Source organism: Streptomyces scopuliridis (assembly GCF_042790125.1).
In the GTDB taxonomy this organism is placed as follows: Bacteria; Actinomycetota; Actinomycetes; order Streptomycetales; family Streptomycetaceae; genus Streptomyces; species Streptomyces scopuliridis_A.
Genome location: NZ_JBHTZS010000011.1, coordinates 13,570 through 27,261, shown reverse-complemented (window position 1 = coordinate 27,261; position 13,692 = coordinate 13,570). Strand labels below are relative to the sequence as shown.

The window sequence follows — 13,692 nt, the reverse complement described above, 5'->3', positions numbered from 1 at the left end:
ACTCCCCTTCCCAGGACCCCCGATGAGACGCATACGCACCCGCGGCCCGGGGGCTCCGGTCGCCCTGGCGCTGCCCGCGCTGCTCGCGATCGCGTTTCTGCTGCTGCCCCTGATCGGCGTTCTCGTCCGTACCCCCTGGGGCGATCTCGGGACGCATCTCACCACACCCGGTGTGCTCCAGGCGCTGCGGCTCTCGCTGCTGGTCTCCTTCTGGGCGCTCGGTCTCTCCCTGGTGCTCGGGGTGCCGCTGGCATGGCTGCTGGCACGGGTGAGGTTCCCCGGCAAGACGCTGGTGCGCGCGCTGGTCCTGCTGCCGATGGTGCTGCCGCCCACGGTCGGCGGGGTCGCGCTGCTGCTCGGCTTCGGGCGGCGCGGGCTGCTCGGGCCCTGGCTGGAGGACTCCTTCGGCATCACCCTGCCCTTCCACACGTCGGGCGCGGTGATCGCCGCGACGTTCGTGGCGATGCCGTTCCTCGTCATCAGCCTCGAAGGCACCCTCGCCGGAATGCGGCCCGCCTACGAGGAGACCGCCGCGTCCCTGGGGGCCTCGCCGGTACGGGTGTTCCTCACCGTCACCCTGCCCATGGTCGCCCCGGGGCTCGCCGCGGGCGCCGCGCTGACCTGGGCGCGCGCCCTCGGCGAGTTCGGCGCCACGATCACCTTCGCCGGCAATCTCCCCGGCACCACCCAGACCCTTCCGCTCCAGGTCTATCTGCTGCTCCAGGACTCGCCGGAGGCCGCGACCTCGGTCTCCCTGCTGCTGCTCGCCATCGCCATGGCCGTACTGATCGCCCTGCGCGGACGCTGGACGGGCGTGACGGCCGACCGCGTACCGGGGCGTGCCCCGCTGCCGGACGACACGGACGCGCCAGACCCGGACGAGACGGTCCTCACGGCGGACATGTCCCCTGCCCCGGCCGGGCGTTGGCCACTGCACGCGGAGGTCACCGGCTTCAACCGGCTCGTCCTGGACGCCGAGCCGGGGACGACCATCGCGGTCGTCGGACCCAACGGCGCCGGCAAGACCACACTGCTGCGCGCCCTCCTCGGTCTCACCCCGCGCGCCCACGCCGAACTCCGCCTCGGCGACCGGGATGTCACCTCGCTCCCGCCGCACCTCCGCGGTGTCGCCTGGGTCCCGCAGGACGGCGCGCTCCTCCCTCATCTGAGCGCCCTCGCCAACACCGCGTACGGGCTGCGCGCCCATGGCGTCCGCCGCGCCGAGGCCCGCCGTACCGCGCGGGAATGGCTCGACCGGCTCGGCGTCGGGCAGCTCGCCCACCGCAGGCCGCACCAGCTCTCCGGCGGCCAGGCGCAGCGCGTCGCACTGGCCCGCGCGCTCGCCGCCCGGCCCCGGCTGCTGCTCCTCGACGAACCGCTCGCCGCGCTCGACCAGACCACCCGGGCGCGGGTACGGCACACCCTGCGCCGCCATCTCGACGGCTTCGGCGGGGTCTGTCTGATCGTCACCCATGACCCGGTCGAGGCCGTCTCGCTGGCCGACCGGGTTCTCGTACTCGACGACGGCAGGGTCCTCCAGGACGCCCCGCCCGCCGAGGTGACCCGTAATCCGCGTTCGCCATGGGTGGCCCGGATGCTCGGGCGCAACGCCTGGCCCGGCAGATCCGGGCCCGCCGGGTTCGAACTCACCGCCGGAGGACGGCTGATCGTCGCCGAGCCGCCCGCCGAGGACGCGTCGGCCCTCGCGATCATCGCCCCGGAGGCCGTCTCCGTACACCGTGAGCGCCCCGGCGGCAGCCCGCGCAACGTCTGGCGGGGAACGGTACGCGAGATCACCGCACTCGGCAGCCGGCTGCGCGTACTGATCACCTCGGACGAGGCCCCCGATCTGGTCGCCGAGATCACGCCGCAGTCCGCCGCCGAACTCGGCCTGGCCGACGGCGTATCCGTATGGACCAGTGTCAAGGCCACCGAGGTCACCCTCGTCGCGCTGTGAAACCGGGCCCGCCGGGGAGGTCCCGCCGGCGGCGCGGGCCTGACAGGGTGCGGAAGCGGACCGAGCAGGGGAGCGAGCGATGTTGCTGCGTCAGCTGGAGTATCTGGTGGCACTCGCCAGGGAACGGCACTTCGCCCGTGCCGCGGCGGCCTGCTATGTGTCGCAGCCCTCGCTGTCCGCCGCGATCCGCAAACTGGAACACGAACTGGACGTGCCCATCGTCCGGCGGGGCCGCCGCTTCGAGGGGCTGACCCCCGAGGGCGAACGGGTGCTGCTCTGGGCGCACCGCATCCTCGCCGAACGCGACGCCCTGCGCCATGAACTCTCCGCGATGCGCGACGGTCTGGCCGGTACCCTGCGGCTGGGCGCCATCCCCACCGCGCTGACCGCCGCCTCGCTGCTCACCACCCCCTTCGTGGAACGCCATCCGCGGACCCGGGTCTCGCTCGACTCGCTCTCCTCCCGCGAGATCGCCCAGCGGCTGGCCGATTTCGAGCTGGACATCGCGCTCACCTATCTCGACGACGACAGCCTCGGCCATGTCCGCAGGAGTCCGCTCTACGAGGAGCGCTATCTGCTGCTCACCCCGCACGACGGACCGCTGACCGGCCGCCCGGCCGCCCGCTGGGCGGAGATCGCCGGGCTGCCGCTCTGTCTGCTCTCCCCGCAGATGCGCAACCGCCGCATCATGGACGAGTACTTCGCCGCCGAGGGCGTGAGCGCCGTGACCCCGGCGATCGAGACGGACTCCGTCGCCGGTCTGTACACGCATCTCACGGCCGGCCACTGGTCGAGCGTCATCTCCCATGCCTGGCTGCATATGTTCGGGGTTCCCGACGGGATGCGGGTGATCCCGCTGGAACACCCGGCGCACGGCCCGCGTGTGGGCCTGGTCATCGCCGACCGCAGCCCCGAACCCGTGCTGGCCAGAGCCCTGTTGGAGGTCGCCAGGGAGGCGGGCGTACGGGAGGCGCTGGACCGGCTCCTGGACACCTATCTGCGCCCGGGGACCCCGTCGGGCGATGCGGGATAGCCGCTTCCTATCCCGACATAGAAAGGTTCATTTTGACCATGACCCGGCGGCGCGAGGAGTGTGGTGACACCTTCCCGCAGCGACGAATGAGGAGCCGCAGTCATGGCAAAGGTGCTGTGCGTGCTGTACGACGACCCGGTCGACGGATACCCCAAGACCTACGCCCGCGACGACCTTCCGCGTATCGACCACTACCCGGGCGGCCAGACCACCCCCACCCCGCAGGGCATCGACTTCACCCCCGGGCAGCTCCTCGGCAGTGTCTCCGGTGAGCTGGGGCTGCGTACGTTCCTGGAGTCACGCGGCCACAGCCTCGTCGTCACCTCGGACAAGGACCGGGACGGGTCCGTCTTCGACCAGGAGCTGGTCGACGCCGATGTGGTCATCTCGCAGCCGTTCTGGCCCGCCTATCTGACGGCGGAGCGCATCGCGAAGGCCGAGAACCTGAAGCTCGCCATCACGGCGGGCATCGGCTCCGACCATGTCGACCTCGACGCCGCCATCGCCAAGGGCGTCACCGTCGCTGAGGTCACGTACTGCAACAGCATCAGCGTCGCCGAGCATGTCGTGATGATGACGCTCTCGCTCGTACGCAACTACCTGCCCTCGCACCAGTGGGTCCTGGACGGCGGCTGGAACATCGCGGACTGCGTGGCCCGTTCGTACGATCTGGAGGGCATGCAGGTCGGCACCGTCGCCGCGGGCCGGATCGGGCTCGCCGTCCTGCGCCGGCTGGCGCCCTTCGATGTCGGGCTGCACTACACCGACCGCCACCGGCTCCCCGAGTCCGTCGAGCAGGAGCTGGGGCTCACCTGGCACGCCAGCGCCGCCGAGATGGTCCCGCACTGCGACGTGGTCACCATCAACGCGCCCCTCCACCCCGAGACGGAGGGACTCTTCGGCGACGAACTGCTCGCCACGATGAAGCGCGGCGCCTATCTCATCAACACCGCACGCGCGAAGATCGCCGACCGCGACGCCATCGACCGCGCGCTGCGCAGCGGACAGCTCGCCGGGTACGCGGGCGACGTGTGGTATCCGCAGCCCGCGCCGGCCGACCACCCCTGGCGGACCATGCCGCACCACGGCATGACCCCGCACATCTCCGGCTCCTCGCTCTCCGCCCAGGCCCGCTATGCCGCGGGAACCCGGGAGATCCTGGAGTCCTGGTTCGCGGGCACCCCGCTGCGCGACGAGTATCTGATCGTCGACAAGGGGGCGCTGGCCGGCGTCGGCGCCCACTCGTACTCCGTGAAGAACACCTGACCGAGTTAACTGATCAACCGTCATAAATCCTCTGGGCATGAGGATCTGATCTCGATCCAGCCGCTCCGGGCCACGCTCCTGGCCGGGGCGGCTGTGTCGCGTCCGCTCGCGCGTTCGGCACACTGGTGTCGTGTCCACACTTCCTCACCAGGTACAACAGGGCCTACCGGTAGGCCATATGGTCGTCTGCGGCGACGACACACTGGCCCACCGGCTGGCGGGCGAGCTGCGCGACGTCTACGGCGAGCGGGTCACGCTCGTCATCCCGCCGGTACGCCCCTCCCGCCTCCCGCCCGCACCGCTGGCCGGACTCGGCAGAGCCTCGGCCTTCTTCGGACGGATGTCCGCGGCCATGGCCCGTACGGCCGCGACGCTCCCCGACCCGGTGGGGGAGGGGACCAGGAGACCGGACGGTCCGCGGGTCCTGGAGGCGGCGGAACTCGACGAGGACGTCCTCGTGGACGCCGGGGTGGACGAGGCGGCGGCGCTCGCCCTCGTCCATGACGACGACGAGATCAATATCCGGATCGCGCTCGCCGCCCGCCGGCTCAACCCTCAACTGCGGCTGGTCATCCGCCTCTACAACCGCAAGCTCGGCCAGCATCTGGAGGAACTGCTCGACCAGGCGGCGGCCGTCGCCGTCCCCGGGCTCGACCGGGCGGCCCTGGACGCCACCACCACCGTCCTCTCCGACGCCGACACCGCCGCCCCCGCGCTGGCCGCCACCGCCGTCGCGGGGACCCGCAAGGTGGTACGGGCCGACGGCCTGCTGCTGCGAGCCGTGGAGCGCAACCCACCGGGTCCCGGCGAGGTCGCCGACCCGGGGCTGTGCACCCTCGCCCTGCTCTCCGCCACCACCAACGACCCGGCGGGGGCGGAGGGTTCGGACAACAGCGGCCAGGACGGCCCGCGGCTGCTGCCCGACGACGCGAGCGCCGCCGCCGCCACCGGACGCGGCACCGTCGTACTGGAAGCCGTCTCGCACGCCGCTCCCGATCTGCCGCCGCGCCGGCTCGCGGGCCGGGGCGCCCCGCTCGCCTCGCTGTTCTCCCGCCGGCTGCGGTGGTCCTTCGCCGGGATCATCGCCGCCGTACTCGCCCTCGCGGTCATCTCGTCGCTGGTCACCGGAGCCCATCCGCTGGGCGCTATGTACCTCACGCTGCTCGATCTCTTCGCCATCGGCGATCCCGCCGTCGGCGAGCCCGCGCCCCGGCAGATCATGCAGCTTCTCGCGATGGTCACCGGAATCCTGCTGCTGCCCGTGGTGCTCGCGGCGGTCCTGGAGGCGCTCGGTACGTTCCGTACGGCATCGGCGCTGCGCCGGCCGCCGCGCGGCATCTCCGGTCATGTCGTACTCCTCGGACTCGGCAAGATCGGCAGCCGGGTGCTCGTCAGCCTGCGTGAGCTGGGCATCCCCGTGGTGTGCGTGGAGGATGACCCCGACGCGCGGGGGATCGCGCTCGCCCGCAGCCTGCGCGTGCCGACCGTCCTGGGCGATGTGACCCAGGAGGGGGTGCTGGAGGCGGCCAAGATCGAGCGCGCCCACGCCCTGCTCGCGCTGACCAGCGTCGACACCACCAATCTCGAAGCCGCGCTGTACGCCCGCTCCGTCGCACCGGATCTGCGGGTGGCACTGCGGCTGTACGACGACGACTTCGCGACGGCCGTCTACCGCACCCTGCGCGCGGCGCATCCCGGGGCGCTCACCCGCAGCCGCAGCGTCTCCACCCTGGCGGCCCCGGCCTTCGCCATCGCCATGATGGGGCGCCAGATCCTCGGAGCCATCCCGGTGGAGCGCAAGGTGCTGCTGATGGCCGCCATCGATGTGGCGGGTCATCCGCGGCTGGAGGGCCGCACGGTCGCGGAGGTGTTCCGGCCGGGCGCCTGGCGGGTCATCGCCCTGGACACCGCCGCACCGGGGGACCGGGTGCCCGATCTCGCCGACACCCGGCTCGATCATGAGGAGCGCCGGCCGGCGGGGCTGGTGTGGGATCTGCACCCCGGCTATGTGCTGCATCCCAGCGACCGGGTGGTGCTGGCGGCGACCCGCAGGGGGCTGGCGGAACTCCTCGGACGGCAGTCCGCCTCCCGGACCCGCCCCGCGGGGTGATCAGCGGCGGCATACCGGGGATGCGGCGGGGCCCGGCGGGCACGAGAATGGCGAACACCGGATGAACGAGGAGGCGGCATGAACGCAGAGTCCACGGCGCAACCGGAGCCCGAGAGCGTGACCCCCGACCGGCTGCTGCACACCGGCGCGTACGAGCAGGTCACGCCCGAAGATCTCGCGCTCGCCTCCGGCCGCGACCTCACCCCGGAGAACATCGAGTGGGCCAGGCGCCGGCTGGCCGAGAGGGGTCGCGCGGCCATCGAGGAGCAGTTGCCGTAGCCGCACCGCGACGGTCGTAGCGCTTTCCCGGACTGACAAGATTTCCGTGACCGAACAGGAGAGAGCGGCCCCGTCTGTGGCGGGGCCGCTCTCTCCTGTGGTGCCGACGCGCAGGGGGTCTCACGCCGTGTCGTAGCGGTGGCGCGCGGTTTCGATCTCGCCGTTGTGGTCGGTGACCCACTGGGCGAGGGCGTGGACCGTGGCGCGCAGACTCTCCCCGAGAGCGGTCAGCTCGTACTCGACGCGTGGCGGCACTTCGGCGTAGGCGGTGCGGGAGACGAGACCGTCGCGTTCCAGGTGGCGCAGGGTGAGCGTCAGCATGCGCTGGGAGATGCCGGGAACCCGCTGGTGCAGGGCGCCGAACCGCAGGGGGCCGTGGCTGAGGATGCCGATGACGAGGACCGACCACTTGTCGCCGATCCTGTCGAGGGTCCTCCGGAAACCGCGGCCGTTGTCCGGCCATGTCTCGCACGGGTGCGGGACCGGGGCGACGACCGGGGCGACGTCATCAGGGTCAGCGGTGTGCTCCGCGAACATGAATGTGCCTTTTGTGAGGTCCTCAATACGTCATTACGGTGGGGCTACTTACCCATCGTAACCAAGCGAGGTAGCGGCATGTCCTCCACGCCTTCCAGGTCCTCCACGCCTTCTACGCCTTCCACGCCTTCTACGCCTTCCACGATCGCGGTCGTCGGCGCCGGTCCGGGGCTGGGCCGCGCCATCGCCCGCCGCTTCGGCGCCGCCGGGCACTCCGTCGCCCTGATCTCCCGCGACGGCGAGAAGCTGCGGGGGCTCGCGGACTCCCTGGCCGCCGAGGGCGTCGCCGCCCGCGCCTACCCGGCCGACGTCACCGACGAGAAGGGCCTGACCAGTGCGCTGAACAGGGCCGCCGAAGAACTCGGGCGGATCGGCGTGCTCTCCTACAGCCCGGCCCCCACCTTCCCGAACGTGCCCGGCCAGGTGCCCGACCTCAAGGCTCTGGGGTTCACCTCCGCGGCCGAGACCACCGCGGACTCCGTGCGCCCCCTGTTCGACATGCTCGTCGGCGGCGCCCTCACCGCCGCCGCCGCGGTCCTGCCGGCCATGCGTGAGGCCCGCGACGGCGCGCTGCTCTTCACCACCGGCACGACCGCCCTCACCCCCATCCCGGGGATGAGCAATTCCGGCATCGCCCTGGCCGGCCTGCGCTCCTGGGCCCGTGGCCTGCACGACGACCTCGCCGGTGAGGGCGTCTATGTCGGCCATCTGTCCATCGGCGTGCCGATCGTGCCCGGCTCGGGCGAGGGCGACCCGGACGCCCTCGCCGACCGCTGGTACCGGCTCGCCCAGGCACGCGAAGCCTTCGAGGCCGCGGCCAGCGGCTGACGTTCCCTCGGCCGCACCGCGGTCCTTCACGGGGCGCCCCCCCGCGCACCGAAGCGCGCCCCCACGCCACCGAGTGGCGGGGGCGCGCTTCCCGCTGCCGTGGTCCCGCTGATCGCATCCGTAAGCTCGCGGCCTCCCGCTCGTCACCCAACTCGCCTACGCTCCCCCTCGGTTGACATGCCCGAGACATGCACACCGGGAGGAACAAGCGACATGGCAAAGCTCCTTCGCACCACGGTGGCGGCCGGCGCGGTGGCCGTGCTCGCCTTCGCCACCACGTCGGCCGGCGCCGCCGACCCGGGCGGGCTGCCGTACCCCTCCACCACCGGGGTCGGTGTCCACAACGCGTACGAGAAGGCCACCTTCCCGTACTTCGCGGACGCGCTGGACTCCGGAGCCGGGATGCTCGAACTCGACGTATGGACCAATGTGTTCGGCGCCTCCTGGCGCGTGTCCCACAGCAACCCGCTGGGCAATGACAACAACTGCGCCAATGCCACCACGGTGAGCCAGCTGCGCACCAACGCGAAGAACCGCGATCTGGCCGGCTGCCTGACCGACCTCAGAACCTGGCACGACGCGAACCCGGACCACCGGCCCATCGTCATCAAGATCGAGATGAAGGACGGCTTCCAGGGGCAGGCCGGCCGCGGCCCCGCCGCCCTGGACGCGCTGCTCAACAGCAAGCTCGGCGACGCGCTCTACCGCCCCGCCGACCTGGTGGGCGACCGCGCCGACCTCGACCAGGCGGCCCAGGCCGGCGCCTGGCCGACGCGCGCGCAGATGACCGGCAAGTTCATCGTCGAGCTGATCCCCGGCACGGTGGAGGAGCAGAACCCGCTCGACACGCTGTGGACCGACCGCGAGTACGCCCTCCATCTGCGGGACCTCAAGGCGGCGGGCCGGCTGAGCGAGGCCGCGGCCTTCCCCGCTGTCCACAAGGCCGCCGCCGGCGATCCGCGCACCCGCTACCCGGACACGACGATCAGGCCCTGGTTCGTGTTCTTCGACGGTGACGCCTCCGCGTACGCGGCCGGCACGATCGACACCGCCTGGTACGCGCAGCGGAACTACTTCCTGCTCATGACGGACGCGCACAACGTCCCGCCGGCCATCGACGGCACCAACCCCACCGAGCAGCAGGCCCGCGACCGGCTGACGCTGCTGGCCCAGCGGAACGCCAGCCTCATCTCGGCGGACTGGCGCGGGCTGCCGACGGTGCTCGCGACCGTCGTCCCGCGCGGCTGAGCCGGGCCCTTCGCGGGAAGCCGCACACGTCCCGGGGCCGGTACCGCTCACCGGCCCCGGGGCTCGCGGGTCCACCCGTCCCGTCCGTACGGTGCGCTCTGTCCATACGGTGCGCTCTGTCCGTACGGTGCCTCCCGTCCGTACGGTTCCTTCACCCCCGCTCCGCCGCCTCCCGGCCGTGCGCCGCGAGAACCGTCTCGACCGTGTCCGCCTCCGTCGCGGGCTTGTCCTCGCGGTAGCGGACCACCCGGGCGAAGCGCAGTGTCACGCCCGCCGGATAGCGGGACGAGCGCTGGAGCCCGTCGTACGCGATCTCGACCACCAGTTCAGGACGTACGGTCACGGTGAAGCCGTCGTCACGGACCGCCAGTTCCCGCAGGCGTTCCGTCTGCCACTCCAGCATCTGGTCCGTCAGTCCCTTGAACGTCTTGCCGAGCATCGCGAACGAGCCGTCCTGCCGCCGCGCGCCCAGATGCAGATTGGAGAGCCTTCCGGTGCGCCTGCCGTGCCCCCACTCCGCGGCGAGCACCACGAGATCCAGGGTGTGCACCGGTTTCACCTTCAGCCAGCCCGCCCCGCGCCGGCCCGCGCTGTAGGGGGTGTCGAGCGCCTTGATCACCACGCCCTCATGGCCCCGGGCCAGAGTGTCGCGCAGGAACGCCTCGGCGGCCCGCGCCTCTTCCCCGGCCGCACCGGTGACCACGATCCGCCGTACCCGCATCGGCTCGGGAACCAGCAGCGCGAGTGCCTCGTGCCGCTCCGCGCACGGCAGTTCCAGCAGGTCGTCGCCCCCTGAGGCGAGGACATCGAAGAAGACGGGTGACAGCGGGACGGCCGCCGCCGCGGACTGTACGTCCATCCGCGAGCCGACCCGGCTCGCGATCTCCTGGAACGGCCTCGGTCTGCCCTCCGCGTCCAGCGCGATGACCTCCCCGTCCAGTACGAACCGTTCGCCCGGCAGTTCCAGGGCGATCGCCGTCACCTCGGGCAGCCGGTCCGTGATGTCGTCCAGCGTGCGGGTGAAGATCCGTACCGTCGGCCCGTCGCGGTGCACCTGCACCCGGATGCCGTCCAGCTTCTCCTCGACGGCGCACTCCCCGAGCCGGCCGATGGCCTCCGCGACGCTCGTCGCGCTCTGCGCGAGCATGGGCAGTACCGGCCGCCCGACCGTCAGCAGGAACTCCTCCAGCACCCGCGGACCCTCCGCCAGCAGCCGCTCCGCCACCTGCTGGAGGGAGCCGGCCAGCATGACCGCCCGGCGCACCGCGGCGGCCCGCGCCCCCGCGGTCTCCGCCAGCGCCTCGACGGCGACGGCGTCCAGCGCGCCCTGGCGTACCTCGCCGGAGATCAGCCCCACCAGGAAGCGCTGCTCCTCGTCGGTGGCCGCCCCCAGCAGCTCCTGGACCAGCCGCCGGCGCTCGCCCTGCGCACCGCGGCCCGCCACGGCCGCGAGGGTGGTGAAGGTGGCATCGACCCGGTGCACGGTCAGCGTGGCGCGGTCCGCGGGCGGGGGCGGGTCCTTCAGCGCGTTCCAGCCGACCCCGATCCTGCCCTGCGGCAGCCGTCCGGCCAGATACGGAATGACGACCGGCACGTCCTCGGGTCCCGCCGTACGGAAGAGTCCGGCCAGCAGGGAGATCTTCCGGGAGCGGGCCGATGTCTCGGCGACCTCCCGGGAGACATGCGCGAGCGGTGCCAACAGCATGCTGCCATCGTGCTACGCCGCGCGCGGGTTTGCCCGTCCTGGCGGGGACGGGGCCCGATGCCGCCCGGGTGCGGTGGCGGTTGCCGCCCCGGCGCGTTCTCCGGGCGATGGCGCGGCTCGCCCCCGACACCCGTCCCGCCCCGTACACACTCCGGGACGGTACGGCCATACTGGACGGGCCGGGGGAGGGCGTAGCGAGGTGACGGGGGCGACAGCACGCGATGGCGGACACCAGGCTGATCCAGGGTCGCTACCGGCTGCTGGATCTGATCGGGCGCGGTGGGATGGGCGAGGTGTGGCGGGCCCGCGACGAGTCGCTCGGCAGGCAGGTCGCGGTCAAGTGCCTCAAGCCGCTGGGCCCGCAGCAGGACCAGTCCTTCACCCGGATCATGCGGGAGCGGTTCCGCAGGGAGGCGCGGGTCGCCGCCGCGCTCCAGCACCGGGGCGTCACCGTCGTCCATGACTTCGGCGAGGACAACGGCGTGCTCTATCTCGTGATGGAGCTGCTCGACGGACGCAACCTCAGCCAGCTGCTGGAGGACAACGAGCAGCATCCGCTGCCGGTGCCCCATGTCGTCGACATCGCCGAGCAGGTCGCGGATGCCCTCGCGTACACCCACGGCCAGGGCATCATCCACCGCGACCTGAAGCCCGCCAACATCATGCGGCTCACCGACGGCACGGTGAAGATCTGCGACTTCGGCATCGCGCGGCTCGGCCATGACATCGGCTTCACCTCACGGCTGACCGGCACGGGGATCGCGATGGGCACCCCGCACTACATGTCGCCCGAGCAGATCGGCGCCGGCCATGTCGATCACCGCAGCGATCTCTACTCGCTGGGGTGCGTGCTGTACGAGATCGCCACCGGTGCCCCGCCGTTCGACCTGGGTGACACCTGGGCGGTACTGGTCGGCCACCGCGACACGATCCCGGAGCCGCCGCGCAAGCACCGGTCGGAGCTGCCGGAGTTCTTCGACCGGCTCGTCCTCGATCTGCTCGCCAAGACACCGGAGGAGCGGCCCGCCGACGCGGGGGACATGCGGCGCAGGATCGGCGCGGCGCGCACCGCCCCGGGCCGGGCGGGCACGTTCCCGGGGGGTACGGGGCTGGGGAGCCCGGGTCCCTTGGCAACCGGTCCGCAGCCACCCCCGGCGTTCCCCGCGCGGGACGGGGGACCCGCGCGGGACGGGGGATCCGCTCCCTACCACCCGGACGGCTCGGCACCACCGTCGGACGGTTCCCGGCTGCCGTCCTGGGCCCGCTCCATGACCACCGGACACAAGGCGACCGGCGTGTCCGGGCTGCGGCCCACCCCGCCCGACCACACCGCGGGCCTCACCGGCGAGTGGACCCGCCCGGCCGATCCGCGCGCCACCACCGGAACGTATCCGGCCGCCGCGCGGCCCACCCCGTCCCCCGAGCAGCTCGCGGTCCTCGTCAGCCGGCACAACGCCGGTCTGAGCCTCGGCCGGCTCGGCCGCTGGGAGGAGGCGGGCGAGGTGCACCGCGCGGTCGCCGCGGAACGTGAGCACGCCCTCGGCCCCGACCACCCCGACACCCTCGCCAGCCGGTACGAGGTCGGGTTCACGCTCGGCAGGACCGGGCGTACGGCCGACGCGCTGCGCGAGTTCACCCGCGTCGCGGAGGGGCGCGCCCGCGCGCTGGGCCCGGACCATCCGGACACGCTCGCCGCCCGCCAGGAGGTGGCGTATGTACTGGGGCAGCTCGGCCGGCACTTCGAGGCCCACGACGTGTTCGCCTCGGTGCTCGCCTCGCGTGAACGCACGATGGGCCCCGACCATCCGGACACCCTGCGCTGCCGCCACAACCTGGCGTACAACCTCAGCCGGCTCGGACGGCTGGAGGACGCGTACCGGCTGGCCCACACGGTCGCCGTGGCCCGCGCCCGGGTGCTCGGCACCGACCATCCCGACACGCTGGTCAGCCAGTACGAGGTGGCCTACGGGCTGGGGCGGCTCGGCCGCTGGCCGGAGGCGCTGGGCGCCTACCGTGAGGTGGCCGCGGTGCGCGCCCGCGCGCTGGGCCCCGACCACCCCGACACGCTCTCCGCCCGCTACGAGATCGGCATCAGCCTGGGTCGGCTGGGCCGCAGCGAGGAGGCGCTCGATCTGTACCGCGGGCTCGTCGCCGACCGCGTCCGTGTCCAGGGGCCGCTGCATCCGGAGACCCTGCGGGCCCGGCACGGCTTCGGGGTCAACCTGGGCCGCCTCGCCCGCTGGGACGAGGCGCTGGCGGAGGCCGGTGAGGTGTGCGCGGCCCGGGAACAGGTCCTGGGCCCCGACCACCCCGACACGCTCGTCAGCCGCCGGGAGATCGCCGTCGGCCTGGGCTGGCTGGACCGCTGGCCCGAGGCCCTGACCGTCTACCGCAGGGTCGCCGAGGCCCGGCACCGGGTCCTGGGACCCGTCCACCCGGACACCCTGGCGGCCAGGAACGACGAGGCGCACTGCCTGGAGCAGCTGGGCCGGGGAGCCGAGGCGGTGGAGCTGTACCGCCAGGTCGCGGCGCTGCGCCAGCAGCACGGCACCCGGGGCCGCTGAGCGCGTACCGGTCATCGCCCCGCGGCGCGCGCGTGCGGGTGCGCCGCCCGGGGTGGCGCGGATCGGTCCCGCACCGCCGCCCGGGGCGACGAGGTCGGTCCGGCACCGCCGCCCCGGGGACGCGGGGTCAGCCCCGCGATACCACCCCGGGGCGGCGCAGGGCAG

Annotated in this window: 10 protein-coding genes; 8 read left to right on the top strand and 2 right to left on the bottom strand. The window is 72.8% G+C overall.

All coding sequences use genetic code 11. The features are described from left to right. The first annotated feature begins 22 nt into the window (after positions 1-22). The 5 genes from ACFRKB_RS18645 to ACFRKB_RS18625 all read left to right on the top strand — a co-directional run bounded on the left by ACFRKB_RS18645 (position 23) and on the right by ACFRKB_RS18625 (position 6,645). Entirely contained in the window at positions 23-1,957 is a 1,935-nt protein-coding gene (locus tag ACFRKB_RS18645) for an ABC transporter permease (RefSeq protein WP_383106991.1), read from the top strand. Positions 1,958-2,036: 79 nt separating this feature from the next. Continuing rightward, entirely contained in the window at positions 2,037-2,990 is a 954-nt protein-coding gene (locus ACFRKB_RS18640) for a LysR family transcriptional regulator (protein WP_383106990.1), read from the top strand. A 102-nt stretch (positions 2,991-3,092) separates the two neighbouring features. Then, positions 3,093-4,256, top strand: a complete 1,164-nt coding sequence (locus ACFRKB_RS18635) for an NAD-dependent formate dehydrogenase (RefSeq protein WP_326609405.1) — start codon at positions 3,093-3,095, stop codon at positions 4,254-4,256. A gap of 178 nt (positions 4,257-4,434) precedes the next feature. Further along, positions 4,435-6,366 carry a potassium channel family protein gene (locus ACFRKB_RS18630; RefSeq protein WP_383107328.1) on the top strand — a complete coding sequence of 644 codons (1,932 nt, stop codon included), beginning with the start codon at positions 4,435-4,437 and terminating at the stop codon, positions 6,364-6,366. A 78-nt stretch (positions 6,367-6,444) separates the two neighbouring features. Next, entirely contained in the window at positions 6,445-6,645 is a 201-nt protein-coding gene (locus ACFRKB_RS18625) for a hypothetical protein (RefSeq protein WP_383106989.1), read from the top strand. Between the two features lie 120 nt (positions 6,646-6,765). Here ACFRKB_RS18625 and ACFRKB_RS18620 read toward each other — a convergent pair whose 3' ends face one another. After that, the gene (locus ACFRKB_RS18620) at positions 6,766-7,182 is read right to left on the bottom strand and encodes a winged helix-turn-helix transcriptional regulator (protein WP_383106988.1); all 417 of its coding nucleotides are present in this window, start codon (positions 7,180-7,182) and stop codon (positions 6,766-6,768) included. Positions 7,183-7,260: 78 nt separating this feature from the next. Here ACFRKB_RS18620 and ACFRKB_RS18615 point away from each other — a divergent pair, with 78 nt between their 5' ends. Both ACFRKB_RS18615 and ACFRKB_RS18610 read left to right on the top strand, forming a co-directional pair. After that, positions 7,261-8,010, top strand: coding sequence for an SDR family NAD(P)-dependent oxidoreductase (locus ACFRKB_RS18615; protein WP_383106987.1), 750 nt, complete (start codon positions 7,261-7,263; stop codon positions 8,008-8,010). A 213-nt stretch (positions 8,011-8,223) separates the two neighbouring features. Beyond that, positions 8,224-9,258 carry a phosphatidylinositol-specific phospholipase C domain-containing protein gene (locus ACFRKB_RS18610; RefSeq protein WP_383106986.1) on the top strand — a complete coding sequence of 345 codons (1,035 nt, stop codon included), beginning with the start codon at positions 8,224-8,226 and terminating at the stop codon, positions 9,256-9,258. 151 nt (positions 9,259-9,409) lie between these two features. On the opposite strand, the gene ACFRKB_RS18605 is transcribed toward ACFRKB_RS18610, so the two are convergent. Then, positions 9,410-10,963 carry an ATP-dependent DNA ligase gene (locus tag ACFRKB_RS18605; protein WP_383106984.1) on the bottom strand — a complete coding sequence of 518 codons (1,554 nt, stop codon included), beginning with the start codon at positions 10,961-10,963 and terminating at the stop codon, positions 9,410-9,412. A gap of 221 nt (positions 10,964-11,184) precedes the next feature. On the opposite strand from ACFRKB_RS18605, the gene ACFRKB_RS18600 reads away from it, so the two are divergent. Then, positions 11,185-13,527: a serine/threonine-protein kinase gene (locus ACFRKB_RS18600; protein ID WP_383106983.1), complete on the top strand. Its 2,343-nt coding sequence runs from the start codon at positions 11,185-11,187 to the stop codon at positions 13,525-13,527. Positions 13,528-13,692: the final 165 nt, after the last annotated feature.